General features: G+C 34.9%; 25 protein-coding genes. 18 read left to right on the top strand and 7 right to left on the bottom strand.

All coding sequences use genetic code 11. The features are described from left to right. The first annotated feature begins 79 nt into the window (after positions 1-79). The 4 genes from ACNQGD_RS00225 to ACNQGD_RS00210 all read left to right on the top strand — a co-directional run bounded on the left by ACNQGD_RS00225 (position 80) and on the right by ACNQGD_RS00210 (position 5,836). Positions 80-2,860 carry a TonB-dependent receptor gene (locus ACNQGD_RS00225; protein ID WP_417997899.1) on the top strand — a complete coding sequence of 927 codons (2,781 nt, stop codon included), beginning with the start codon at positions 80-82 and terminating at the stop codon, positions 2,858-2,860. Positions 2,861-3,044: 184 nt separating this feature from the next. Then, complete coding sequence (locus ACNQGD_RS00220; RefSeq protein WP_417997898.1) at positions 3,045-4,262, top strand: hypothetical protein; 1,218 nt, start codon at positions 3,045-3,047, stop codon at positions 4,260-4,262. A gap of 106 nt (positions 4,263-4,368) precedes the next feature. After that, positions 4,369-4,707 carry a T9SS type A sorting domain-containing protein gene (locus tag ACNQGD_RS00215; RefSeq protein WP_417995844.1) on the top strand — a complete coding sequence of 113 codons (339 nt, stop codon included), beginning with the start codon at positions 4,369-4,371 and terminating at the stop codon, positions 4,705-4,707. A gap of 148 nt (positions 4,708-4,855) precedes the next feature. Next, positions 4,856-5,836, top strand: a complete 981-nt coding sequence (locus tag ACNQGD_RS00210; protein WP_417997897.1) for a LuxE/PaaK family acyltransferase — start codon at positions 4,856-4,858, stop codon at positions 5,834-5,836. Between the two features lie 52 nt (positions 5,837-5,888). On the opposite strand, the gene tyrS is transcribed toward ACNQGD_RS00210, so the two are convergent. After that, positions 5,889-7,187 carry a tyrosine--tRNA ligase gene (gene tyrS, locus ACNQGD_RS00205; protein ID WP_417997896.1) on the bottom strand — a complete coding sequence of 433 codons (1,299 nt, stop codon included), beginning with the start codon at positions 7,185-7,187 and terminating at the stop codon, positions 5,889-5,891. A gap of 93 nt (positions 7,188-7,280) precedes the next feature. Between tyrS and ACNQGD_RS00200 the strand changes: the two genes are divergently transcribed. Then, complete coding sequence (locus ACNQGD_RS00200; protein WP_417997895.1) at positions 7,281-8,270, top strand: NAD-dependent epimerase/dehydratase family protein; 990 nt, start codon at positions 7,281-7,283, stop codon at positions 8,268-8,270. Positions 8,271-8,279: 9 nt separating this feature from the next. Here ACNQGD_RS00200 and ACNQGD_RS00195 read toward each other — a convergent pair whose 3' ends face one another. The 3 genes from ACNQGD_RS00195 to ACNQGD_RS00185 are packed head-to-tail and all read right to left on the bottom strand — an operon-like array spanning position 8,280 to position 10,793. Then, positions 8,280-8,705 (bottom strand): DUF4296 domain-containing protein, encoded by a 426-nt coding sequence (locus tag ACNQGD_RS00195; protein WP_417997894.1) that lies wholly within the window; start codon positions 8,703-8,705, stop codon positions 8,280-8,282. Between the two features lie 9 nt (positions 8,706-8,714). After that, a complete protein-coding gene (locus tag ACNQGD_RS00190) occupies positions 8,715-10,055 on the bottom strand; it encodes a dihydroorotase (protein ID WP_417995839.1) in 1,341 nt (446 codons plus the stop codon). A gap of 12 nt (positions 10,056-10,067) precedes the next feature. Beyond that, positions 10,068-10,793: a polyprenol monophosphomannose synthase gene (locus ACNQGD_RS00185; RefSeq protein ID WP_417994277.1), complete on the bottom strand. Its 726-nt coding sequence runs from the start codon at positions 10,791-10,793 to the stop codon at positions 10,068-10,070. 104 nt (positions 10,794-10,897) lie between these two features. On the opposite strand from ACNQGD_RS00185, the gene ACNQGD_RS00180 reads away from it, so the two are divergent. The 3 genes from ACNQGD_RS00180 (at position 10,898) to ACNQGD_RS00170 (ending at position 12,968) form a co-directional block, all read left to right on the top strand. Continuing rightward, positions 10,898-11,569 carry a DUF4271 domain-containing protein gene (locus ACNQGD_RS00180; protein ID WP_417997893.1) on the top strand — a complete coding sequence of 224 codons (672 nt, stop codon included), beginning with the start codon at positions 10,898-10,900 and terminating at the stop codon, positions 11,567-11,569. A 12-nt stretch (positions 11,570-11,581) separates the two neighbouring features. Beyond that, complete coding sequence (locus ACNQGD_RS00175) at positions 11,582-12,331, top strand: uroporphyrinogen-III synthase (protein WP_417997892.1); 750 nt, start codon at positions 11,582-11,584, stop codon at positions 12,329-12,331. A gap of 166 nt (positions 12,332-12,497) precedes the next feature. Then, on the top strand, positions 12,498-12,968 hold the full coding sequence (locus tag ACNQGD_RS00170; RefSeq protein ID WP_417994110.1) for an Lrp/AsnC ligand binding domain-containing protein: 471 nt from the start codon (positions 12,498-12,500) through the stop codon (positions 12,966-12,968). Between the two features lie 94 nt (positions 12,969-13,062). Here ACNQGD_RS00170 and ACNQGD_RS00165 read toward each other — a convergent pair whose 3' ends face one another. Both ACNQGD_RS00165 and ACNQGD_RS00160 read right to left on the bottom strand, forming a co-directional pair. Continuing rightward, positions 13,063-13,749, bottom strand: a complete 687-nt coding sequence (locus ACNQGD_RS00165) for a zinc metallopeptidase (RefSeq protein WP_417997891.1) — start codon at positions 13,747-13,749, stop codon at positions 13,063-13,065. A 211-nt stretch (positions 13,750-13,960) separates the two neighbouring features. Further along, positions 13,961-17,062 (bottom strand): leucine--tRNA ligase, encoded by a 3,102-nt coding sequence (locus ACNQGD_RS00160; RefSeq protein ID WP_417997890.1) that lies wholly within the window; start codon positions 17,060-17,062, stop codon positions 13,961-13,963. Positions 17,063-17,339: 277 nt separating this feature from the next. Between ACNQGD_RS00160 and ACNQGD_RS00155 the strand changes: the two genes are divergently transcribed. The 4 genes from ACNQGD_RS00155 to truB all read left to right on the top strand — a co-directional run bounded on the left by ACNQGD_RS00155 (position 17,340) and on the right by truB (position 20,061). Then, the gene (locus ACNQGD_RS00155; RefSeq protein WP_417995492.1) at positions 17,340-18,215 is read left to right on the top strand and encodes a cell division protein FtsX; all 876 of its coding nucleotides are present in this window, start codon (positions 17,340-17,342) and stop codon (positions 18,213-18,215) included. A 76-nt stretch (positions 18,216-18,291) separates the two neighbouring features. Continuing rightward, on the top strand, positions 18,292-18,534 hold the full coding sequence (locus ACNQGD_RS00150; protein WP_417994106.1) for a DUF3098 domain-containing protein: 243 nt from the start codon (positions 18,292-18,294) through the stop codon (positions 18,532-18,534). Continuing rightward, positions 18,535-19,356: an undecaprenyl-diphosphate phosphatase gene (locus ACNQGD_RS00145; RefSeq protein WP_417997889.1), complete on the top strand. Its 822-nt coding sequence runs from the start codon at positions 18,535-18,537 to the stop codon at positions 19,354-19,356. A gap of 6 nt (positions 19,357-19,362) precedes the next feature. Next, positions 19,363-20,061: a tRNA pseudouridine(55) synthase TruB gene (truB, locus tag ACNQGD_RS00140; RefSeq protein ID WP_417994104.1), complete on the top strand. Its 699-nt coding sequence runs from the start codon at positions 19,363-19,365 to the stop codon at positions 20,059-20,061. A gap of 478 nt (positions 20,062-20,539) precedes the next feature. On the opposite strand, the gene ACNQGD_RS00135 is transcribed toward truB, so the two are convergent. After that, on the bottom strand, positions 20,540-21,145 hold the full coding sequence (locus ACNQGD_RS00135; protein ID WP_417997888.1) for a thioredoxin family protein: 606 nt from the start codon (positions 21,143-21,145) through the stop codon (positions 20,540-20,542). 105 nt (positions 21,146-21,250) lie between these two features. On the opposite strand from ACNQGD_RS00135, the gene ACNQGD_RS00130 reads away from it, so the two are divergent. The 6 genes from ACNQGD_RS00130 (at position 21,251) to ACNQGD_RS00105 (ending at position 26,038) form a co-directional block, all read left to right on the top strand. Further along, positions 21,251-22,030 (top strand): patatin-like phospholipase family protein, encoded by a 780-nt coding sequence (locus ACNQGD_RS00130; protein WP_417995496.1) that lies wholly within the window; start codon positions 21,251-21,253, stop codon positions 22,028-22,030. A 68-nt stretch (positions 22,031-22,098) separates the two neighbouring features. Beyond that, entirely contained in the window at positions 22,099-22,806 is a 708-nt protein-coding gene (gene pyrH, locus ACNQGD_RS00125) for a UMP kinase (protein WP_417994101.1), read from the top strand. A gap of 120 nt (positions 22,807-22,926) precedes the next feature. After that, positions 22,927-23,490: a ribosome recycling factor gene (gene frr / locus ACNQGD_RS00120; protein ID WP_417994100.1), complete on the top strand. Its 564-nt coding sequence runs from the start codon at positions 22,927-22,929 to the stop codon at positions 23,488-23,490. A gap of 363 nt (positions 23,491-23,853) precedes the next feature. Beyond that, the gene (locus ACNQGD_RS00115; RefSeq protein ID WP_417997887.1) at positions 23,854-24,204 is read left to right on the top strand and encodes a toxin-antitoxin system YwqK family antitoxin; all 351 of its coding nucleotides are present in this window, start codon (positions 23,854-23,856) and stop codon (positions 24,202-24,204) included. A gap of 2 nt (positions 24,205-24,206) precedes the next feature. Then, positions 24,207-24,581: a BlaI/MecI/CopY family transcriptional regulator gene (locus ACNQGD_RS00110; protein ID WP_282713810.1), complete on the top strand. Its 375-nt coding sequence runs from the start codon at positions 24,207-24,209 to the stop codon at positions 24,579-24,581. After that, positions 24,578-26,038, top strand: coding sequence for a M56 family metallopeptidase (locus ACNQGD_RS00105; protein ID WP_417997886.1), 1,461 nt, complete (start codon positions 24,578-24,580; stop codon positions 26,036-26,038). Before ACNQGD_RS00110 ends, ACNQGD_RS00105 begins: the two co-directional genes overlap by 4 nt. Positions 26,039-26,118 lie beyond the last annotated feature (80 nt).

Below are 26,118 nucleotides of genomic sequence, written 5' to 3'. Positions count from 1 at the left end.
AAAACAAAACATAACCATAACAAGTCAGTAACTTACATTTTACATTTCGGATGTTACTTTGCAAAAAAATTAAAACCAAATGAAATTCAAGTTACTATTTTTCACGTTATTAATAACAGCTATTTCTTTTTCTCAGAATAAAGGAACAATTTCTGGAATCTTAACAGACAAAGATGCTAATAATCAGTCATTACCTTTTGCTAACGTTCTTATCAAAGGAACAAGTATAGGAACCAATACTGATATTGATGGTAAATACACCATAACTATACTACCAGGAAATTATATCGTACAACTTAGTTTTGTGGGTTATGAATCTGTAGAGATTCCGGTTACCGTAACTGCCAATGAAACCGTAACCTTAAATAAAGCGTTAGGTTCTGGTAGCTATAAACTAGAAGATGTTATCATAAAAAATACAGCAAGCAGAGAAAAGGAAACAGCTCTTTTATTAGACCAAAAACAAGCGGTCGTAATTAAGCAAAGTATTGGTGCTCAAGAAATGGCCCGTAAAGGAGTTAGCGATGTTGAGGAAGGTTTGACAAAAATTACCGGAATCACTAAAGTTGACGGAAGAGGTTTGTTTATTAGAGGATTAGAAGACCGTTACAATAACTTATTGATAAACGACTTACAATCTCCATCAAACAGTCCTTTCAAGAAAATCATTCCATTAGATTTATTTCCTACTGATGTTGTGGGAGTATTAAATATCTACAAAACTTTTAATCCTAATATTTCTGGAGATTTTGCCGGAGCAACAGTTAATATCGAAACACCTCAACCAAAAAACATCACTAAACTGAATATTGGTTTTGGATATACGACTAACAATAATCTTCAAGATTTCTTACTTTCTGATGACGCAAATTCTACTAAAGGATCTTTAGGAATGATTGGCAATGACAGAGCTCTTCCTGGCATTTTCGGATCAGTTCCAAGCGCGCAGAAACTTTCTCCAGCTGAATACGAAAATGGATTTGGTAAAAAATCATGGGATGTTAACAGCACAAAAAGCCCTTTAAATTCTAGTATTGGATTTTTACATGCTCAAAAATTCAATCTTGAAAAAGAAAGAAATATAAGCTATATCATGTCTTTCAATTTTGACAATAAATACTCTTACAGAGAAGGTGTTGACAGAACTTTCAATCTTGGACAAGGGAACTACGACAATAATTTATACAATACGCAATACAGCTACCAAACTACTTTTTCTGGTTTAGCAGGTTTGAAATACAAGACAAACCGTTTTAATTTAAACTTCAATACGTTCTTGATTAAAGCGACTGAAAGCAAAATCCAAGATCAGTTAGGATACACAAACAGTTTAGCAAATCAGACAAATAATCTTATCAGATTAAACCAATACGAAGAATCTAATTATTGGAACACACAATTGTATGGTGATTATAAATTAACCGAAGACGGAAAACACAGCTTAAAAGCTGGAGGTTCTTATGTGAAAACTTCTTTTCAACAACCTGACAGAAAATTTATCACTGGTGTAAAAGTAAATGACAGCCAAATAAACATGTCTTATGGTGGTAATAACTTGAACCGTCAATTCCTTGATGTAAAAGGAAACTTCTATTACTCTTCACTTTTAGAATATAATTTAAAATTTGGAGACAATGAAGATTCTAACAAATTATCTATTGGATACAACAGTTCGCTGAACGACATGGAATCTTCTTATCGTTTCTTCTCTGGAAGAAGAAATTTGGAGAAAAACTACACTGCTGATTTAAGTACTATAAGCCAAAACATAAACGAAGACATCAACAACGGAATTGTTTATGTTCAAGAAGAGTCTAACGGAGATTATAAAGTGAAATTGAATCAGTTTGTTAATGCGGGTTACTTCAATTTGTTCATGAATCTTGGAGAGAAATGGGATTTGAATGCTGGAATTAGAGCGGAGAGTTCAACTCGTGAAATAAAATACAGACAACAAGGTGATCCTTTTGGAAGCGCTTACCGCAAAAAGACAGATGACAAACTTGATATATTACCATCTGTAAATGCGAAACGTATTTTGAATGAAAACAGTAATTTGAGAGTGTCATTGGCAAAAACCATAACTCGTCCAGTTGCTATGGAGTTGTTACCGATAAATTACATCAATGCCGATGGAACTTCAGAAAGTGGAAACCCGGATTTAAAAGACAGTGAAAACTATAATGTAGATTTCAAATATGAATTATTCCCTAACAACAAAGAAATGTTTGCTGTAGGTGTATTTGGAAAAATGATCAACAATCCAATTGAAAGAGTTTTCAAACCAACTGCAAATAGTGGTGGTCAAATCACAACTTTCAAAAACTCAGAACAAGCGGTTATTTATGGTGCCGAAATAGAAATGCTTTTCCAATTGAGTAGAATAAACGAATCTCTTTCTAATTTCTCTTTAGGTTTCAATACGTCATTAATGAGTACTGATGTTAAAATTGACATTACAAAACAAGGAAATGAATTAGAAAACAGTAGAAACCGTAAACTGCAAGGTGCTTCAAGTTGGTTAATTAATTCTGATTTAAAGTATGATTTCATCCTTAATAAAGATTGGAAAAACTCTATGACCTTAGTATATAACGTTTATGGAGACCGTATTTTCGCTGTAGGTTCTTCAGGAATTGACCATATCTACGAGAAATCTTTTAGTAAATTAGATTTTGTTTGGACTAACTCAATTTCAAAAAGTATCGAACTTAAATTTGGAGTAGATAACATCTTGAATCCAAGTTACAAAAAAGAGTTGGGAAGCAAAAGCACTTTAAACATTACAGAAGACTCGCTAATTTTAAGAGAATTCAAAAAAGGTGTCGGGTTCTCCTTTAACATAGGATACACGTTTTAAAAACAACAACAAAAAAGAGCTGTCATAGCTCTTTTTTTTGTTTACATAAGTAACGTAAACTTTACATCAAATTCATTGTTATATAATACTTTAATAACAATTACATAACTAAATTTTAGAAGCTCTACAGTACTTTTGAAATAAATAATTAACAAAAAAACTTATAATTTTAAAATTATTAAAAATGAAAAAATTAGTATTCAGTCTTGCATTATTAAGCTTGGTATTTACAAGTTGTACATCAAGTGATGACGATGTAGTAACAACTCCACCAACGGCTACAGGAGACATAACAGGCGACATAACAGCATCAAAAACTTATACCAAAGGCACTTACGCATTAAGCGGTACTGTTAGAGTAAAAAGTGGTGCTATACTAACTTTTGAAGCGGGTTCAATAATAACTGCTGATGTATCAAATGGTACTGACGCTTTGTTAATTGAAAACGGTGGGAAATTAAATATTTCAGGAACTGCAGCAGAACCTGTTGTATTTACTGAAAAATCCAAAACTGCAGGTTCTTGGGGAGGTATAATCATGTTTGGTGACGCTCCTATCGTTTCTGGAAAAACTGCTGACTTAACGCCAATCACAACTGCAACATCTGAGGATGGAACTAACATTGTTTATGGTGGTACAAATGCCGCTCATAATGGTGGTTCTTTGAAATATGTACGAGTAGAATATGCCGGTAAAAAAATCCTTGACGGAAATTCTGAAATGAATGGTTTCTCATTCTATTCAGTAGGTTCTGGAACAGTATTAGAAAACCTTGTTGCTTACAAAGGAGCTGATGATGGGTTTGAATTTTACGGAGGAACTGTAAGCGCTAAAAACATTATTTCTTACGGAAACACAGATGATTCTTTTGACTGGCAAGATGGATGGCAAGGTAAAGCAAATACCAACTGGTATGCTTATCAAACTGGAGCTGGAAATTTTGGAATGGAAATCGAAGCAAAAAGTGTAAACAATACTTTCTTCCCTGTAGTATCTAACATTACTTTAAGAAGAGCTGCAGGAACTGCTACTGAAGCAGGAAATCCAGCCGAAATTGATGCAATTCAATTCAAAAAAGAAGGAAATGGTGAGTACTCAAATGTTGTGATTTCAGGATACACTAATACTTACACTAACATTACTACAGGTGTTATAACAAACGCAGTTGCTGTTAGAATTCAAGATGCTGCAACAAATACAAATCAAGTTACAGGCGGAAAAATAAAAATGCTAAATGTAAAAATTCAAGATGCTGCAACTTCTCAATGGGGTGCTGGTGCAGCTTTCACAGTTACATTTTTACCTGCAAACTTCACAACAAGCACAACAGCGTCTGGAGCAGTATTGACTCCTGGAGCATGGGCAATTGTTGATGGTGTTAATTTATTAGGAAATCTATAACAAACACTAAAATATATTATATCAAACATCCTGATTTTCAGGATGTTTTTTTTTGTGGTATAATATTTGAAATATTTTTTATATATTTACATAACAAATTTTCATCATGGCAAAAAACTACTTTTATAGTATCATCTTATTGGTTTTTTTATTCTCTATGAGCACTAGTGCTCAGGAAATTAAGCAACAACCAAAAACACAAGAAACCGCCGTAATTGAAGGTTTAAGCTTGTACCCGAACCCTGTGAGTAATGGCAAAGTTTACATTACTTCAAAAAATGACTTAGATAAAGAAATCATTATCTTTGATGTTTTAGGAAAAAAAGTACTTCAAACAATGCTTAGTTCCAGAGAACTTAATGTCTCTAATTTAACCTCAGGTGTCTACATCATAAAGATTAATGAAAAAGAGGCCTCTGCAACCCGAAAATTAATTATACGATAATACGTCAATATTTAAATACAAAAGCTCCAATTCCTATTGGAGCTTTTTTTATGCAGAATTCCAATGAAATGGATTCCAAAAAACAGACTATTGCTGTTTTGTAATTGGGCTTCACTTAAAAATTTTGATTACTTTTGCAAAAAAAATCTTGATTACATCCTCTGATATATTTGCAATTTCCAGTCAAAAACAGTTTGAGAAAATCGCCTTGAAAGTGTTTCGTTTCCAATACGAAAACAACTTGGTCTATCAAGAGTTTTGTAATTTTTTAAACACAGATCCTCATAAAGTAAAGTCATTACAGCAGATTCCGTTTTTACCCATTCAGTTCTTTAAGAGCCATGAAGTGGTTTCTAATACCAATCTCATTCAGGAAACCTTTATCAGCAGCGGAACCACAGGAATGATCACCAGCAAACATTTGGTTACGGAGGTTACCGTATACGAAGAAAGCTACCGCAAAGGATTTTCCCAATTTTATGGTAATATCGAAGATTATGTTGTTTTAGCCTTGCTTCCCTCCTATCTGGAAAGAGAAGGTTCTTCCTTAATTTACATGGTTAAAGATTTAATTGCATTATCCAATCATCCCGAAAGTGGTTTTTACCTGCACAATCATGACGAACTGATTGCTAAACTCATCGCTTTAGACCTAGCAGGTCAAAATGTCATTCTGATTGGTGTCACTTTTGCGTTATTGGACCTAATCGAAAAACATCAGTTTCTACTGCAGCATACCATTATCATGGAAACTGGCGGCATGAAAGGCAAACGAAAAGAAATGATTCGGGAAGAATTGCACGAACAATTGTGCAAAGGATTTGGCGTTTCGGCCATACATTCAGAATACGGAATGACCGAATTGCTTTCACAAGCCTATTCTTTAGGAAACGGCGTATTTGAATGCCCTTCTTGGATACAAATCCTCGTTCGTGACACCGAAGATGCTTTGACCTACATTCAAGACGGAAAAACAGGCGGAATCAACGTCATCGATTTGGCCAACATTAATTCTTGTTCGTTTATCGCCACGCAGGATTTGGGCAAAAAAAATCCCAACAACTCTTTCGAGGTATTGGGACGTTTTGATAATTCTGATATTCGAGGGTGTAATTTGATGGTTCTTTAAAGTTTATGCGGTGATTTGTTTATGCGGTAAATCGGTTAAACAAATTAAACGGTTAAACAATTCTCACCACAAAATAATTCTTCTTTCCACTTTGCAACAATACAAATTGATTGTTGATTAAATCTTTTGTCGAAAGTACAAAATCTTCGGCAACTTTTTCTTTATTTACTGAAATAGAATTAGCCGTCAAAGCGCGTCTTGCTTCACCATTGGATTTCATAAAACCTGTTTTTTCATTCAAAACAGTAACAATATCAATCCCCACTTCTATTTCGACTCTGCTGATCTCCGCTTGAGGAACACCATCAAAAACATCTAAGAAAGTCGCTTCGTCCAATTGTTTCAAATCATCTGAAGTAGAATTGCCAAACAAAATATTCGATGCTTTTATCGCATTTTCTAAATCTTCGGCTGAATGAACAAAAACTGTAAGCTCTTCAGCCAATCTTCTTTGCAACACTCTTAAATGCGGAGCCATTTTATGCTCTTCAATTAACACGTCTATTGTTGTCGCATCTAAAAAAGTGAAAATCTTAATGTATTTTTCTGCATCAACATCGGTGGTATTCAACCAAAACTGGTAAAATTTATAAACCGAAGTTTTATCAGCGGTTAACCAAACATTTCCGCCTTCGGATTTTCCAAATTTAGAACCGTCTGCTTTTGTGATCAAAGGACAAGTCATTGCGTATGCTTTAGCCTCTTCACCTACATTCATACGACGAACTAATTCAGTTCCTGTTGTAATATTTCCCCATTGGTCAGAACCTCCCATTTGCAACAAACAATTGTATTCTTTATGCAGATGGTAAAAATCATACCCTTGAATCAATTGGTACGTAAACTCCGTAAAGGACATTCCTTCGCCTTCACCGGACAATCTTTTCTTTACAGAATCTTTGGCCATCATGTAGTTCACTGTGATTCGTTTACCCACGTCACGAGCGAAATTAATGAATGATAAATTCTTCATCCAATCGTAATTATTTACCAGAACTGGCGCATTTATTTCATTCGAATTAAAATCTAAAAAACGAGATAAAACACTTTTAATTCCTTCAACATTATGATTCAAAGTCGCTTCATCTAAGAGATTTCTTTCATCCGATTTCCCAGATGGATCTCCAATCATTCCTGTAGCTCCACCAACCAATGCAATAGGTTTATGTCCAAAATTTTTCAAATGAACCAAAAGAATTATAGGCACTAAGCTTCCAATATGTAAGGAATCCGATGTTGGATCAAATCCTATATAGGTCGTTGTCATTTCTTTTAAAAGTTGCTCTTCGGTTCCAGGCATGATGTCGTGAACTAGGCCGCGCCATTGTAATTCGGAAATAATATTTTTCATTTTATAAAAATCAATTTTCACAAAGATAGCTTTAATTGCATAATTTGAAAATCTATCGGTCTAAAAATCGAACAATCTAATTATCTTTACCAAATGATTTTAGTCACAGGAGGAACCGGTTTAGTAGGCGCACATCTATTGCTTCATTTAATTGAAAATGGAGAAAAAGTACGCGCTATTTATCGAAGCATTGGTTCAATCGAGAAAACCAAATCCCTATTCGCTACCTATAAAAAAGAATCCCTGTTCGAGCAAATCGAATGGATTTCCGCAGATATTACCGAAGTTCCTTCCTTAGAAATCGCCTTTCAGAATATTGACACTGTGTATCATTGTGCCGCTTTGATTTCTTTTGATCCAAAAGATGAAGATATATTGCGAAAAACAAACATTGAAGGAACGGCGAATATTGTGAATTTTTGCATCATTTATGAAATAAAAAAACTGTGTTTTGTAAGTTCTATTGCTACTTTGGGTGATTTACTACCTCATGAAAAATTCATTACAGAAGAAACCGAATGGAATCCGGAGAAGCCACATAACGATTATGCCATTTCTAAATATGGTGCCGAAATGGAAATCTGGCGCGGCCAACAAGAAGGTTTAGAGGTAATAATTGTAAATCCAGGTGTTATTCTTGGACCCGGCTTTAGAGAACAAGGAAGTGGAAAACTTTTTACGAAAGTAAAAAACGGGTTGAAATTTTACACGCTGGGTTCAACGGGATTTGTTGCTGTAAGTGATGTTGTTAGAATGGCGCATCAATTAATGCAAAGCGAAATTAAGAATGAACGTTTCACCTTGATTGCAGAGAATAGTATTTTTCGTGATATTCTGAATGCTATAGCCGATTCATTAGCGGTGCAACGACCTGAAATTCATGCAAAACCTTTTTTTATGGAAATGCTTTGGAGATTGGATTGGTTTGTTTCGAATGTGTTCCAACAGAAAAGAAAACTGACTCAAACAACTGCTAAAGCTTCGTATGCAACAACTATATATTCGAACCAAAAGATTAAAGATACCTTGAAAACTAATTTTATAAATATTCACCAATACATCCAAGAAATCTCTAATCTTTAGACTTTTTTCTTAATCTAATTTTGTAGTATCTCTGCTGATTGCAGCTTGTTTTTGCTTTTTGTCAACAATAGGATTCTTTTTCTTTTTTTTCAATTTGACCAAAGAATCTACCCTCTTTGTATTTGCTTCCAATCGCTTGCTGATTTTTTCGAACATGCCCTTGTATTCATTATAATCAGAGGCATAGTAGACATTACTTTTAGCAAATTGAACACTGTCAATTTTATATTTTTTAAAAATATAATCTCTTGAGTTTATTTTAAAAGTGTCCAAGGAAGCCGGATTTTGATTTCTTATGGCTTCCAAAATAGATAAATCATACATAATATCCACCATAACATCCTTCTCTATAAGTCGTTCCGGCTTATTCACTACTTCTTCTTTACAGCTGACAAATAGTGTTGTAAACGTTAAAAGTGCTATGATTTTTCTCATTGATGAATTTTATCTTTCGAATAATAAACGTTTTCCTGCACGAATATCTTTTACTTTAAAAGCAGTATAAACTAATTGTCCGTTTACAAAAGTATGGGTAATTCTGGATTTAAAAGTAAAACCTTCAAATGGAGACCAACCACATTTAGCCAAAATATTTTCTTTTTTTACGCTCCAAGGCAAACCTGAATTTACAATTACCAAATCCGCATAATAGCCTTCTTTGATAAAACCACGTTTTTCTATTTTGAAAATTTTAGCCGGGTTGTGGCACATTTTCTCCACAATTTTTTCAATGCTTATTTTTCCTTGGTGGTGCGCTTCAAACATAGCCACAACAGCATGTTGTACTAATGGTCCTCCTGAAGGCGCATTCAAATACGATTGTTTTTTCTCTTCTAATGTATGTGGTGCGTGATCCGTAGCAATCACATCAATTCTGTCATCAAGCAAAGCTTCCCAGAGTGCTTTCCTGTCATTTTCCGTCTTTACAGCTGGATTCCATTTTATAAGATTACCTTTAGTAGCATAATCATCATTGGTAAACCATAAATGATGCACGCAAACTTCGGCAGTAATTTTCTTGTCTTCCAAAGGAATTTTGTTGGTAAACAAATCCATTTCTTTGGCAGTCGAAAGATGAAAAATATGCAAGCGGGCACCTGTTTTCTTAGCCAATGCAACCGCTTTGGAAGACGAAATATAACAGGCTTCCTCACTTCGGATAAGATGATGTACCGTAACGGGAACATCTTCTCCAAACTCTGCTTTGTATTTCTCTAAATTATTTTTTATTGTGGCTTCATCTTCACAATGCACCGCAATAAGCATGGGTGTACTGGAAAATATTTTCTCTAAAGTGGCTTCATTATCCACCAACATATTCCCTGTCGAAGAACCTAAAAATATTTTTATTCCGGCAACATTCTTTGGATTTGTCTTTAGAACTTCTTCCAAATTATCGTTGGTAGCGCCCATCATAAAAGAATAATTTGCGTACGATTTTTGGGCGGCCAACTCGTATTTTTGCTCTAATATTTCTTGGGTAACCGCATTTGGAACCGTGTTAGGTTGCTCTATGTAAGAAGTAATTCCACCTGCAACTGCCGCTTTAGACTCTGATTCTATGTCTCCTTTGTGCGTTAGTCCTGGCTCTCTAAAATGCACTTGATCATCAATTGCACCCGGAATCAAATAATTCCCTTCGGCATCAATGATTTGACATTGAGAGGATTTGGCACTAATACTTTCTGAAATTTCAACAATTAAGTCATTTTCAATTAATACATCGCCCTCAAAAATCACTCCTTCATTTACTATTTTGGCATTCTTAATTAAAACCCTGTTCATCCTGTCTTTTTCTTATAATGTGTTGACTAATCTTTTCAATCTAAGTGCAATAACTCCAAAAACGGCTTCAATAATTATTGAATTACTCATCTTGGATTGCCCTTTTGTTCTATCGGTAAAAATGATGGGAACCTCAGCAATTTGAAATTTTTTACAGTAGGTTCTGTATTTCATTTCAATTTGAAAAGCATATCCAACAAATTTTATTTTATCTAAATTGATCTCTTCGAGCACTCGCCTTTTGTAACAAACGAAACCTGCTGTGGCATCGTGAATCTTCATTCCGGTAATCATTCGTACATAAACTGATGCAAAATAGGACATCAATACGCGGCTTAATGGCCAGTTTACAACATTTACTCCGGTAACATAACGGGAACCAATCGCTAAATCAGCATCACCAAAATGACACGCATTGTATAATTTCTCTAAATCATTTGGATTGTGGGAGAAATCGGCATCCATTTCAAAAATGAAATCATAATTATGCGCTAATGCCCATCTAAATCCATGAACATAAGCCGTTCCCAGACCCGATTTTTTTTCTCTTTTTTCCAAAAACAATCTCCCTCCAAATTCAGACTGAAGCAAAACGACCTTATCAGCAGTATGATCCGGTGAATTATCATCAATAATAAGAACATGAAAAGATTTATGCTGCGAAAACACGGATCGAATAATGCTTTCTATATTTTCAATTTCGTTATAGGTAGGAATTATAACAATACAATCATTCATATTTTTAACTAATTTCACCGCAAAAGTAAACTTTTTATGCCATTTCATCCTTAATAAAATTATAATAAAAAGAATGATATAAAAATTAGTAATTTTGCAATGTTATGATCGAAAATATACTTCATCCAAGAATAACTGACAGCAAAGACTGGGCAACCGTGCTTTTTGTTCTGTCATTTGCTATTATTGCTGTTACAAAATCTGTTTTCGAAAATAGATTTGGTGATTTTGCTAATTTAATTTTTTCCAACAAATACAACAAAGTATACAGAGACAGCAGCCACCTAAAAAGCGGTTTTACCATCTCCTTATTTTTTGTCCAAGTCATTTCACTGGCTTTCTTCATCCAAATTTCGTTAAGCTATTTTGGCCATGCCTCAAAAACAGATTGGAATCTATACATTCAAATATTTACTTTCCTAGCTTTCTTTATTTTATCTAAATATTTGATTGAGAAAATAATAGCCACTTCCTTCAATATTGAAGAATTTATGGAGCAGTTTAACCTTCAAAAGGTAACTTACAGAACCTATATTGGACTATTCATACTGCCATTGAATATAATTTTGTTTTATTACGACTCATTTTCAAGAAATATTCCATTGATAATAATGTTTATTATCTTGATAATGAATATTTTAACTTATTTTATTTCAATAAAAAACTATCAAAATATAATATTCGGTAAGTTGTTTTATTTTATTTTATATCTTTGCGCTCTTGAAATAGCACCCTATTATTTTATGTATTATTGGTTTACAAAAGGGAGTGCCTAGAAACCGTTAAATATGAAAGTGAAAACAATTTTGGTGTCACAGCCTGAGCCTAAAGTGGAGAATTCCCCTTACTTTGAACTTCAACAAAAGCATAAAGTAAAAATTGATTTCAGACCTTTTATTCATGTAGAAGGAGTTAATGCAAAAGAGATTCGACTTCAAAAAATCGATCTCAATCATTACACCGCAATTATTTTAACGAGTAAAAATGCCGTAGATCATTTTTTTAGAGTAGCTGATGAAATGCGCTATAAAGTTCCCGAAGGGTTAAAATACTTCTGCCAATCAGAAGCTATTGCTTTTTACCTGCAAAAATACGTAGTGTATAGAAAACGTAAAATATACGTTGGACCAAAAGATTTTGCTGATTTATCGCCACTGATAAAAAAATACAAAGACGAGAAATTCTTATTGCCTGCTTCAGACCAATTGAATGCTGATGCGCCAATAACGCTAAACGCACTAAAAGTAGACTGGACTCCAGCTGTTTTTTACCGAACCGTAATGAGCGATTTATCCGATTTAGCCGATGTATATTATGATGTTTTGGCTTTCTTTAGCCCAACCGGAATAAAATCATTGTTTATGAACTTCCCAGACTTCGAGCAAAACAACACTCGGATTGCAGTTTTTGGAAGCACTACTCAAAAAGAAGCGTTGGACCACGGTTTAAGAGTCGATATTCTTGCACCAACACCAGCAACACCTTCCATGACAATGGCTTTGGAAAAATACATTATTGAAGTCAACAAAGGAAAATAAAAATTAGTAATATAATCCAATTACCAAAGCCATTCGCAATCCGAATGGCTTTTTTTATGACGTCGATTTAAAAAAAGACGTCCTATTCCTTTTATTAATCACTTTTTATTTAAATTTGATTTCCAATCTAAACTATAATTCATATTTAGGTTTAAAAAAACAACTCATGAAAATTAATTCTTTAATAGTGGAAATTGACGGTATCGACAAAGAAATTTTACGCGACTTGATGGAAGATGCCCGAAAACCAATTCTTCAAATCGCCAATAAAATAGGGATTTCAGGAGCGGCTATTCACCAACGTTTGCGAAAACTGGAGCAATCCGGCGTTATTTCGGGGTCAAAGTTCACGGTAAACAATAAAATTCTAGGGTATAACACCATGGCTTTTGTTGGGATTTATTTGGACAAAGCCGCCCGAAATCCAGAAGCCGTAAGGGATTTAAAGAAAATTCCTGAAGTGTTGGAGTGCCATTATACCACTGGAAACTGGTCAATATTAATCAAGATTATTTGTAGGGACAATGAACATTTAATGCATTTGCTCAACACCAAGATTCAAGCGATAGAAGGTGTTTCCAGAACAGAAACCTTTATATCATTAGACCAACAAATTGAAAGACAAATTCAACTGTAGTTTTTGGTTGAATCAGTTAATCGTTGATATGCTAATTACAAAAAAATCCGTCTTGTACTTACACAAGACGGATTTATATATTTTAAGCGAGCATCTAATTTCTTCTTCCACCCATATAAATCGAAACATAATACAAGAGTGTGGCAATGGATCCTAAAGCGGCCACTACATATGTTCTGGCGGCCCACTTCAAGGAATCTTTAGCTCCAGCATGTTCTTGTGGCGTCAGCATTCTTTTATTTTCTAACCAAGCTAATGCCCGATTACTCGCGTCATATTCGACTGGCAAAGTAACAATCGAAAACAAAGTGGTTGCGGCAAAAATGATAATTCCTACCAATAGCAATTGTGGAAAAGTTTTCATCATCAAGATTCCTCCTAGCAAAATCCATTGCATGTACGTAGAGGCTACATTTACCACAGGCACTAATTTAGACCGCATGGTTAGCCATTGATATCCCACAGCGTGTTGTACGGCGTGACCACATTCGTGAGCCGCAACAGCAGCCGCAGCCGCATTGCGTTGGTTGTAAACCGCCTCACTTAGATTAACGGTTTTATCTACGGGATTGTAATGATCTGTCAAACGTCCCGGTGTAGAGATTACTCTCACATCGCGAATTCCGTTATCGGCAAGCATTTTTTCGGCGATTTCAGCGCCTGACATTCCGTTTTGTAATTGTAATTTAGAATAATGTTCAAATTTGCTTTTTAGTCTTGAACTAACTAACCAGCTGAAAAGCATAATTGCTCCGGCAAGAATCAAATAACCCATTCCCATATTTTTGTTTTTTTAATTGTATTGTTTAAAACTATAAAAGAAACATCAAAATCTGAACCAATTTTTTACAATGTCAATTTGGCATTCACAAAATGGAAAGAAAAAAATCCAAATCCCAAAAATGATTTTGGAATTTGGATTTAACTGTAATGATTATCGCACAGGTAGAGACGCACTGCAGTGCGTCTCTACAACATTACGTTGTTAAAATTTACCCCACCAAATTGATAATTTTTCCCGGAATAATAATCACTTTGTTTGGCGTTTTTCCTTCTAATTGTTTGATGGTTCGTTCGTCTTTCATTACAATTTCCTCAATTTGTTCCTTGGTTAAATCCAAAGGTAAAACCATCGTGAAACGCATTTTCCCATTGAAAGAAACTGGATATTCTTTACTGCTTTCTACCAAATGTGCCGGTTCGAATATTGGAAAAGCAACCGTTGCAACAGAACCTGTATTTCCTAACAACGACCATAATTCTTCGGCGATGTGTGGCGCATACGGTGAAATTACAATCGCTAATGGTTCCAAAATGGCACGAGAATGACAATTCTGCGTTGACAATTCATTTACACAAATCATAAACTGAGAAACCGATGTATTAAAAGAGAAACTCTCAATGTCTTCCGCCACTTTTTTGATGGTTTTGTGCAATGATTTTAAGTTGTCTTTGGTTGGTTCGTCATTGGTAACAATCAAACCATTTTCATCAAAATACAAACGACACAGTTTTTTCAAGAAACCAAAAACTCCCGAAATTCCTGCGGTATTCCAAGGTTTCGCTTGTTCCAATGGTCCTAAGAACATTTCATACAAACGCAACGTATCTGCTCCGTATTCATTACAAATATCATCCGGCGTTACCACATTGTATTTGGATTTGGACATTTTTTCGATTTCACGACCGACTATGTATTTTCCGTTTACTTCCGTAATAAATTCTGCATTTGCATAATCCTCTCTCCAGCTCTTGAATCTTTCAATATCTAATTCATCTGAAGAATTAACCATTGAAACATCTGCGTGTAATTTGTCAAAAGAATCTTCATTTAGTCTTATCGAATCAACATTCGATTTTAAACTCTTAAATATATTTTTACTTAACTCATCAAAAATATTGTTGTCAATTTTATAATGATTATAATAAAGTCCATCTGATTTAACATCTACAGATACTTGGTCTCTATCATCAATATTTGCGAAAAACTTATTTAATTCTTTTATATAAAAATGTGAAATATAAATATTCTTAACATCTCCAATTACATCCAAATTACTATTGCCAGTAACACTTGTAATAGCTAGTCGATAAACAAATGCACTCATCCCCAAAATCATTCCCTGATTAATCAGTTTTTTAAATGGTTCTTCGGTAGGTGCAAAACCTTTGTCTTTTAGGAATTTGTTCCAAAAACGAGAATACAATAAATGTCCGGTGGCGTGTTCGCTGCCGCCAATGTATAAATCTACGCTTTCCCAATACGCCAGTGCCTCTTTACTTGCAAATTCGTTTTCATTGTGCGCATCCATATACCGCATCCAATACCAGGAACTTCCCGCCCAACCCGGCATCGTGTTCAATTCAAGAGGAAATATAGTCACATTATCGACTAACTGAGTACTAACCACTGAACACTGAACACTGTCCCAAGCCCAAACCAAAGCGTTTCCTAAAGGTGGTTGCCCGTCTTCGGTTGGTAAATATTTCTCTACTTCCGGCAAGATGATTGGCAAATGTTGCGCATCAATCATTTTTGGCAAACCATTCACATAATATACTGGAAACGGCTCTCCCCAGTACCGCTGGCGAGAGAAAACAGCATCACGCAAACGGTAATTAATTTTTCCTTTTCCTTGGTTTAGCTTTTCTAACTCTTCTATCGCTTTTTTAGTCGCTTCTTTATACGTCAGTCCGTTTAGGAAATCCGAATTGGCGATAATCACATTGTCTTTCGAACCATACGCCACTTCAGAAATATCGATGTTTGCAAAAATGTTTTTGATTTCCTGCATGCCTTGTTGCCCTTTGAAGAAATTCGCAAAAGCATAATCTCTTTCGTCACCACAAGGAACCGCCATAACTGCACCTGTTCCGTAACCTGCCAAAACATAATCCCCAATCCAAACCGGAATGGGTTCTTTCGTGAACGGATGTTCGGCATACGCTCCGGTGAAAACGCCCGAAATGGTTTTAACATCAGCCATACGTTCTCTTTCGGAACGTTTTGACGTTTTTTCTACATACGCTTTTACTGCTGCTTTTTGTTCCGGAGTAGTAATTTGAGAAACTAATTCGTGTTCTGGCGCCAATGTCATGAACGTAACTCCAAAAATTGTATCAGGACGCGTTGTGAATACGTCTATATATTGTTGCTCACTTTCGGCGTTTGACTTTTGACTTTCGACTTTGAAAGAAACTGTCGCTCCAACGGATTTCCCAATCCAGTTCCGTTGACTTTCTTTGATGCTTTCGCTCCAGTCAATATCGTTTAAGCCTTGCAACAAACGTTCTGCATAAGCCGAAATTCGCATGCTCCATTGCGTCATTTTTTTTCGAACAACCGTAAAACCGCCACGCTCTGAAACACCATTTACGATTTCGTCATTCGCCAAAACCGTTCCCAATCCCGGACACCAGTTTACTTCAGTCTCGGCTAAATACGTCAATCTGTATTGCAGCAAAATTCGCTCCTGCTGCTCATTTGCGAAAGCATTCCATTCATTTGCTGAAAAAGCTTCAATAGTATCATCGCAAACCGCATTGACACTTGCATTTCCTTCTGTTGAAAAAATGGAAATCAAAGTAGAAATATCTTCTGCTTTATCGCTGTTTTTATTGTACCAAGAATTGAACAATTGAATGAAAATCCATTGGGTATGCTTGTAATAATCCGGATTTGAAGTACGCACTTCTCTACTCCAATCGAAAGAGAATCCAATTTTGTCCAATTGCTTTCTGTATCCGGCAATTTTATTTCCTTCTTTATCCGTTCCTCCGTCAATATTTACCGAAGTAGTATCTTCCGGGCGTTGACCCGTTTGTATCGCATATTGTTCCGCAGGCAAACCAAAACTATCGTAACCCATGGGATGCAGCACATTAAAACCTTGATGTCTTTTGTATCTGGAATACACATCAGAGGCGATGTATCCCAGCGGATGCCCAACATGCAATCCTGCTCCAGATGGATACGGAAACATATCAAGTACGTAATATTTAGGTTTTGCTGAGTTGTTTTCGGCTTTAAACGTTGCGTTGTCTAACCAATATTGCTGCCATTTGGCTTCTATTTCGTTCGGATTGTATTTCATTCTACTTTCTTAATTGTTTTTTTAATGGAGTCATGCTGTCGCACACTCAAGTCATTCTACTTTCTTAATTGTTCTTTTAATGGATTCATGCTATCGCGCACTCAGGTCATTTTTATAAGGTTCTGAGCAAATGAGTAACTAAGGTTCTAAGTTTTATTGCAGTGACTAATTTCAGGTCGCAAATTTACGTTTATTGTACGAAAGTTGAAACTTTGAGCGTTATTAACTTCAAATAAAGAAATTCTTTATTATTTTTACCCAATAATTTCAATAAACTATGAGTTCTTCCTTTGATAATTTTCAAAAACGCCGGTTAATTTCCTCTTATTTTTCAGTAGTGCTAAGTGTATTCTTAGTTTTATTTCTGTTGGGAATATTGGGACTTTTTATTATAAATTCCAAAAAATTAGCCAACGATTTCAAAGAAAATATTGCCATGACGGTTTTTTTCAAGAACGAAGCCAATGACAGTATAGTAAAAGCTTTTGGAACCCAAATAAAAACAAGTCCATTCGTAAAATCTTACACTTACGTTACTAAAGAAGCTGCCGCTAAAGAACATACGGATATTATTGGTGAGGATTTTATGGAATTTCTAGGTGAAAATCCATTGCAAAATTCTTATGATATTCACTTGAAAGGAGATTATGTTATTAAGGACAGTATAACAAAAATTGAAGCTGGCTTACGCAAAAATGCCATGATTTCGGATATTGTATATGACAAACAATTAGTGAATTTAGTGAACGATAACATCAAAAAAGTCAGTATGTGGATTTTAATAATCAGCGGATTCCTTGCTGTTATTGCCGTATTACTAATCAATAGTTCCTTGCGTTTATCGATACATTCGAACCGATTTATCATCAAAACTATGCAAATGGTAGGTGCTACCAAAGCCTTTATCAGAAAACCTTTTGTGATGCGAAGCATAAAACTGGGAATGATTGGAGCAGCTTTGGCGGTTTTAGCATTAATCGGTGTTTTAATTTATGTTGAAACGAGTTTTCCAAATCTTGGTATTTTAGAAGATAAAGCTATGATTGGATTGGTATTATTGGCCGTTTTAGCAATTGGCGTTTTAATTACTTGGTTAAGCACGTACTTTGCTACACAACGTTTCTTGAACTTGAGAACGGACGATCTTTATTAGTGTTCAGTCGCAGTGTTCAGTGAAAAAAAATGAAAAAATAACAGTTAGTAGTCATACTGAACTAAATTCAGCATAAATGGAAAATAACGATCAGAAACCAGAATTTCTTTTTGATAAAATAAACTATCAAATACTATTAGTCGGGATAGTAGTAATTGCCTTGGGATTTATTCTAATGGCTGGCGGAGGAAGTGATGACCCAAATGTTTTCAATGAAGACATCTTCAATTTCAGAAGAATTCGACTGGCGCCAACTACCGTTTTAATCGGTTTTGGAATTACCGTTTATGCCATTCTTAAGAATCCCAAAAAAGCATAAATGAATACATTACAAGCATTTTTAATTGCTGTTATCGAAGGATTAACAGAATATCTTCCTGTTTCTTCAACAGCTCACATGGTTTTTCTAAGTTCATATTTCGGAATTCAAGAGGATGATTTTGTGAAACTATTTCAGGTTTCCATTCAATTTGGAGCCATTCTGGCTGTTGTCGCTTTATATTGGAAGAAATTTTTCGATTTCTCTTCAAAAAGTGTTGCAATCAACTTTTACATAAAACTTATTTGTGCCGTAATTCCAGCTTTGGTTTTAGGGAAATTATTCGATGACAAGATTGAAGCGGTTCTTGGAGATCCTATTCCTATAGCGATTGTATTAATTTTAGGCGGAATCATTTTATTATTTATAGACAGTCGTTTTCAAAGTCCAACGGTTCTTCAAGAAGAAGACATTACTATAAAAAAAGCAGTAACCATCGGTTTTTGGCAATGTTTAGCCATGATGCCCGGAACAAGTCGTTCTGCCGCTTCTATAATTGGTGGTATGCAACAAGGGTTAACGCGTCACGCTGCAGCAGAATTCTCATTCTTTTTAGCGGTTCCAACGATGATGGCAGTAACATGCTATTCCGTATTCCTGAAAACCTACGAAACATCACAAATGAAAGGTTATGAATTGATTCTGAAATCAAACGAAAACATACAATTGTTCTTCATAGGAAATGTTGTTGCTTTTATTGTTGCCGTTATCGCTATTAAATTCTTCATTGAAATTATCAAAAAATACGGTTTCAAACCTTGGGGATGGTACCGCATAATAGTAGGGATATTTTTACTGATTTACTTTTCATATTTTAAATAAATTCATTTGAAGACTGCCGAAGATTTCCAAAACGGACAAATTTTACTCATTGACAAACCCTTGAATTGGACTTCTTTTCAGGCGGTAAATAAAATGAAATGGGCTTTAATCAGTAAAATTAATCTTCCAAAAAAATTTAAGATTGGTCATGCCGGAACTTTAGATCCTTTGGCAACTGGATTGCTCTTAGTTTGTACCGGAAAATTTACCAAAAGAATCACGGAACTTCAAGGTCAAGCCAAAGAATACACCGGAACGTTCTATATTGGGGCCACAACCCCTTCCTATGATTTAGAAACTGAAATCGATCAAACTTTCCCAACAGAACATATTGACGAAGCTTTAATTCAGGAAACCGTAAAACAGTTTTTAGGAGAAATAGACCAAAAACCACCCATTTTTTCGGCTATAAAAAAAGATGGCGTGCGCTTATACGAACATGCACGCGCTGGAGAAACAATAGAAATTGCGAGCAGAAAAACAACTATTCACGAATTTGAAATCACTCGAATTGCACTTCCGGAAATAGATTTCAGAGTTGTTTGCAGCAAAGGAACTTACATTCGTTCTCTGGCTTTTGATTTTGGAAAAGCCATGAATTCAGGCTCCCATTTAACCGTTTTGCGTCGAACAAAAATTGGCGATTATAATGTGACTGATGCCCTGGACGTTACTTTATTTGAAGAAAGTCTTACTTCAGAATAATGCCCAAAAGCAAAAACACATGACATATCCAAAATTAAAATTGAATTTGCGATGTGTTTTTTCTAAAGTTAAAGTAGTTTTAATCCATACTCTATTTGTCTACTAGGCTCACGCCGATTGTTTAATAATTAGTTGCTTTTTTACCTCCAAATAGTAAATGGGACAAATAATCATAAAACTTTTCAAATCGTTTTTTCATGATGCTGTTTTTTAAGTTGTGAAACAATATTCAAACACCAATAAAAAAAGTAAATTAACAATAGATCTGGTTGGCAATCATCAATTTACAAATATTTTTTCGATACACAAAAAAATTAACAAAAAATAAACTTAATTATTAAACGCCAATAAACACAGAACATCAGGCGCTAATTACATTGAAAATTGTACCACTAGATCATAATTTCTTGTAATTTGTGAGAACTTTCAAGGCTTTTATGAGACAAAAAAGTAATAATTATATGTGATTTATGAAATTCTATTGTTCCAAATCAAGCATCAAACTAACCAATTCATCTTGAGTACTTATTCCTTTGTCATTTAAATACCACAATTGTAAATTGGCTTTTGCTGTTTCGTCAATAACGCCAAACTCTTTTTTATAATCTGTAATTAAATCGGTTGCACCGGTGGGTCTAGGACCCCATTTCCCAAGAACACTTCCTGTTTCTTTCTCTACGACAATCGCAATTGGAATTGATTTCTTTTTATTAGTCAAAAACAACTTCATCAATTCGTCATTTTCATCACGCAGAACAATCCTCAATTCAATTTTACCGGAATCAATTGCCATTTTATTGATAATTGGCAGTAGTTGGGCAGCATCACCGCACCAACCTTCGGAAATCACCAACCAAATGTATTCCCCTTTTAAGTTCTTTAATTTCAGACTATTCTCATCGGTAATTTTCATCGTTTTATCCAAACGATTCATTCGAGTTTCATTTAACTCACTATAGTGTTTTAAATCTTCCGATTGTTCATGACCAGTTGATTTCCCTTCAAGTAATAAATCTGAAACTAGTTTTCTATACTCCGGATACGAGTGACTATTAAACAATGCTTTAGCTACTGGAATTTTCATAATGAATTATTTGTTTTCACAAAGTTACCACAAAACTGGAGCATAAATATGATATATATCACTTTCAATTCCACAAAAAGAGTAATTTTATCACAAATAAAAAAGATGGATTTAAAAACAAAATCGATAGGATTAGTACTTTCCGGCGGAGGCTCTAAAGGTATAGCTCATGCTGGTGTGCTTAAATTTTTAGAGGAGCAAAACATCCGTCCGTCTCAAATGGCAGGAACAAGCGCAGGTTCAATTGTTGGCGCCATGTATGCTTGGGGAAAAACGCCCGAAGAAATTCTGGAATTTTTTAAATCGATATACTTATTTCACTGGAAGCATTTAACGTTCAAAAAAGCCGGATTAATTGATTCTGAATCCTTCAAAACTTATTTTCACAGTATATTTAAAGATGCCACATTAAATGATTTGAAAATCCCTATCCAAATTACGGCAACTGATATGGTTCGCGGAAAATTAAAAATCTTTGACCCACAAACAACAATTATCGATGCTATTTTAGCTTCTTCTGCATTTCCCGGGATTTTGTCTCCCTATGAAATTAAAGGAAAAATATACAGTGACGGTGGGATATTGAATCATTTTCCCACTGATATTTTACAAGGACAATGCGACACCTTAATAGGGGTTTATGTGAGTCCGATTCAAAAAATTGAAGCCAAAGATTTAAATTCTATTAAATCCGTAACTACGCGGGCCTTTGATATCCTTTCGGCAAATTCAAACCTGCATAAATTCAATATTTGTGACTGGGTTATCGAACCAAAGGATTTGTGTCTTTACAGCACCTTTGAAACCAATAAAGTGAAGATGAATGCCGTATTTAACATTGGCTATGAAGCCGCCAAAAAAGCCTACGAAAAACTAAATTTATAAAATTTAAATAACCCGTTTTTTAAAAAACAGAATATGTCTATATTTGCACCAATCAACTCAACACACACATGAAATACAAAAGAATTCTTCTGAAACTAAGTGGGGAAGCTTTAATGGGCGACTTGCAATACGGAATTGACCCAAAAAGACTAGCTGAATACGCTGATGAAATTAAATTAATTCATGATAAAGGGGTAGAAATAGCGATTGTAATAGGTGGTGGAAATATTTTTAGAGGAGTTGCCGGAGCGAGCGCAGGAATGGACAGAGTGCAAGGAGATTACATGGGAATGCTGGCCACAGTTATCAACGGAATGGCATTACAAGGCGCACTGGAAGAAAAAGGAATGAAAACCCGTTTGCAAACGGCCTTAAAAATGGAGTCCATTGCAGAACCGTATATCAAAAGAAGAGCAGATCGACACCTTGAAAAAGGAAGAATCGTAATCTTTGGAGCCGGAACAGGAAATCCCTATTTCACAACAGATACCGCAGCGGTGTTACGAGGTATAGAAATCAATGCCAATGTGATTCTAAAAGGAACTCGCGTGGATGGAGTGTATGATTGTGATCCGGAAAAAAATCCATCTGCCGTGAAATTCGATTTTATTTCCTTTCAAGATGTCCTCAAAAAAGGATTGAATGTAATGGATACGACTGCATTTACACTAAGCCAGGAAAATAAATTACCAATCGTAGTTTTCGATATGAATAAAGTAGGCAACTTATTGAAAATCTGCGAAGGAGAAAACATAGGAACCGTAGTAAATATATAATAGACTTGTTAGACTGTTAGATAGATAAACCCGATGATTAGCAAAACTAAAAATCTAAAAAATCTAAAAACGTAATAAATCTAAGAAGTCTAAAGATCTAAAAATCTAAAAATCTAAATTATGACTGAAGAAATTGAATTTATATTAGATAGCACCAAGGAATCCATGACTGGTTCTATTGCGCATTTAGAAAAAGAATTTTTGAATATACGTGCCGGAAAGGCATCTCCTGCCATGCTGGGAAGTGTTTTTGTAGATTATTACGGATCTGCGACACCGCTTTCGCAAGTATCAAAAATCAGTGTCCCTGATGCCAGAACGATTACGTTACAGCCTTTTGAGAAAAACATGCTACACGTAATTGAAAAAGCAATTATGGTTGCTAACATTGGCTTTAACCCCATGAATAACGGTGATGTAATTATCATCAGTGTTCCCGCACTGACCGAGGAAAGAAGACGCGACCTTGCCAAACAAGCCAAAGTAGAAGCCGAAGACGCTAAAGTGGGTATTCGAAATGCTCGAAAAGACGCTAATACCGAGATTAAAAAATTAGAAAAAGAAGGAACATCAGAAGACATTTGCAAAAGTGCCGAAGAAGAAGTTCAAAACTTAACGAATACTTTCATCAGGAAAATAGATGAACTTTTAGTGGTGAAAGAAGCTGAAATTATGAAGGTGTAAATTCCCTTTTAAATCCTATTCTAAATCCGCTTCTTCTAGACTGCCCCAAAAAAGTTAAACACTATTTGGAGCAGTTTAGAAGAAGCGGATTTTTTTTTGGTGTTCCCCGCTGAAAATAGCGGGTCAGGCTGTCCGTTCTCAATCTTTTTATTTTTTAAAGAAAAAAAATAAAAAGGATTTCCACTTCCATCCTTAACGCAAATCACTGACTACCAAATATTTTTATTTAAAATTTGTTTATTTGGTTTTATATTCTACATTTGTAGAGCTAACTCTATTTTCGTAGAACAAAATCATTTTATGCGACAAACTAGTATTGTAATCGGCTTGGTATTTTTGGTTTTTGGTTGCAAAACCAATCAAATGAAAAACAAACTCAGAGAAGGACTCTGGATTGAACAATACTCCCAGGATAGTTCCCATTATAAATCAATTGGAAAATACAGAAAAGGAGATCCCGTAAAAAAATGGAGTTATTACTTAAATGGCAGAATCATAAAAAGAGAAAAATACAAAGACAACATTTGCAGCACTACTTTTTATCATGAAAATGGAAAAATACAGTCCAAAGGAAAAACAAAAATGGAAACGAGCGATAAATACGCGCATTGGTTTTATTTTGGTGACTGGAACTTCTTTAATGAACATGGAAAACTAATAACAATAAAGAAATACAATAACGGAGCATCTCTTTCCGAAATAGAAATTAAATAAACATGCAACAACTAACGAACGCCGAAGAACAAGTAATGGAACACCTTTGGAAACTCGAGAAAGCCTTTATGAAAGACTTGCTGGAAGCCTATCCAAAACCAAAACCGGCTACGACAACCGTGGCTACTTTATTGAAAAGAATGATTGACAAACAATTTGTTGCCTACAGGGAGTTTGGGAACTCTCGGGAATATTATCCTTTGGTCAAAAAAACGGATTATTTCTCGAAACACGTCAACGGATTGATTAGCAATTTCTTCAATAATTCGGCATCACAATTCGCATCTTTCTTTACCACCGAAACCAATTTGTCTCAAACCGAACTGGAAGAACTCAAGAAAATAATTGACAGTGAAATTCAAAAAAAGAAAAAATGAGTGACTTTCTGATCAAATCGACAATTACTTTATTCGTGCTATTGGGGGTGTATTATTTGTTTTTGGAAAAAGAAAAAATACACGTATTCAATAGATTTTATTTGTTGTTCAGTCTTGTTTTTTCGATGATACTTCCATTTATAACCATCGAAGTGATTCAGGAAATAGCACAACCTACCGTCAATCCAGCAAATATCCAGATACTACAAGGAAGCACCGTAATACTTGAAGAAACAAACTATTTAGCAATAGGATTATGGAGTTTGTATGGTTTAGTAACACTCGTTTTGGCGACACGTTTTATCAGCAATATCAACAAGATTTCGTCTAAAATGAAATCGAATACGCCGATTGACTATAAGAATGCCCAATTGATTTTGGTACCCGAAAAAACACTGCCGCACACTTTTCTGAACACGATTTTCATCAACGAGACGGAATACACTAACCGTCAAATTGAAGCTGAATTGTACACCCACGAACTCACACATGTAACCCAAAAACACACTTTGGATATTTTATTCATCGAACTATTGAAAACCATTTTTTGGTTCAACCCTATTTTTATTTTTTACAAAAAAGCCATTCAACTCAACCACGAATTTCTTGCCGATGAGAAAGTCGTGACCTCCTATAACAACGTTCCGTTCTACCAATCTTTATTACTATCGAAAGCAAACGAGAACCAAACTTTTTACTTGGCCAGTAATTTGAATTATTTAATAACTAAAAAACGATTACTCATGATGACAAAAACCACATCAAAAACAGAAGCTTTATTAAAAAAAGCAATGCTAATTCCTGTAGTAACTGCCTTATTCTTTTTATTGTGTACGAAAGTCGTTGCGCAAGAAACCAATATAAAAAAAGAAACTACTCCTGTAAAACCTGGAAATTTATTTAAAACGTATTACGACAAAACTACTTTTAAAATTAAAGACGAAAAAGGAAAGATTGCCAGCGAAAAAAAATACAATGAACTAACTCCTATAGAAAAGAGGGCAATACCTTCCATCCTATCCAAGCAAAAAGAGTTGCCTACAAACGAGGAACTTCTGGCGATTTTAAGCAAAGGAGCTCCTGAAGTAATTGAAATAGATACGTACGATTCTAAAAATCAATTTGTCCAAAAAGGAGAAAATGAAGTCTATAATACTGCTGGAATAACTGAAAAACCAGATTTTCCTGGAGGAATATCAGAATTTTACAAATTTGTAGGCGAGAATTATAAAACGCCATCACAACCTAACTTAAAAGGAAAAATATACGTCACCTTTATAATAGAAAAAGACGGCAGTTTAAGCGACATAAAAAACATACGAGATATTGGTTTTGGAAGCGGTGAAGAAGCCATCCGTGTTTTGAAAATATGCCCGAAATGGATTCCCGGAAAAATGAACGGCGTTCCTGTGAGAGTAATGTATAGCTTACCTATAACTTTACAATCAAAATCATAATATCCTAAAAAGACAAATCCGTTCAACAATGAGCGGATTTTTTTTGGTAATTTTATCGTCCCGCCGTTTGGCGAGTTTTG

This window comes from Flavobacterium glucosi, assembly GCF_048286535.1.
Lineage (GTDB): Bacteria > Bacteroidota > Bacteroidia > Flavobacteriales > Flavobacteriaceae > Flavobacterium.
Note: the sequence above shows the minus strand (reverse complement) of the source record. Positions and strands in the feature narration are given on the sequence as shown.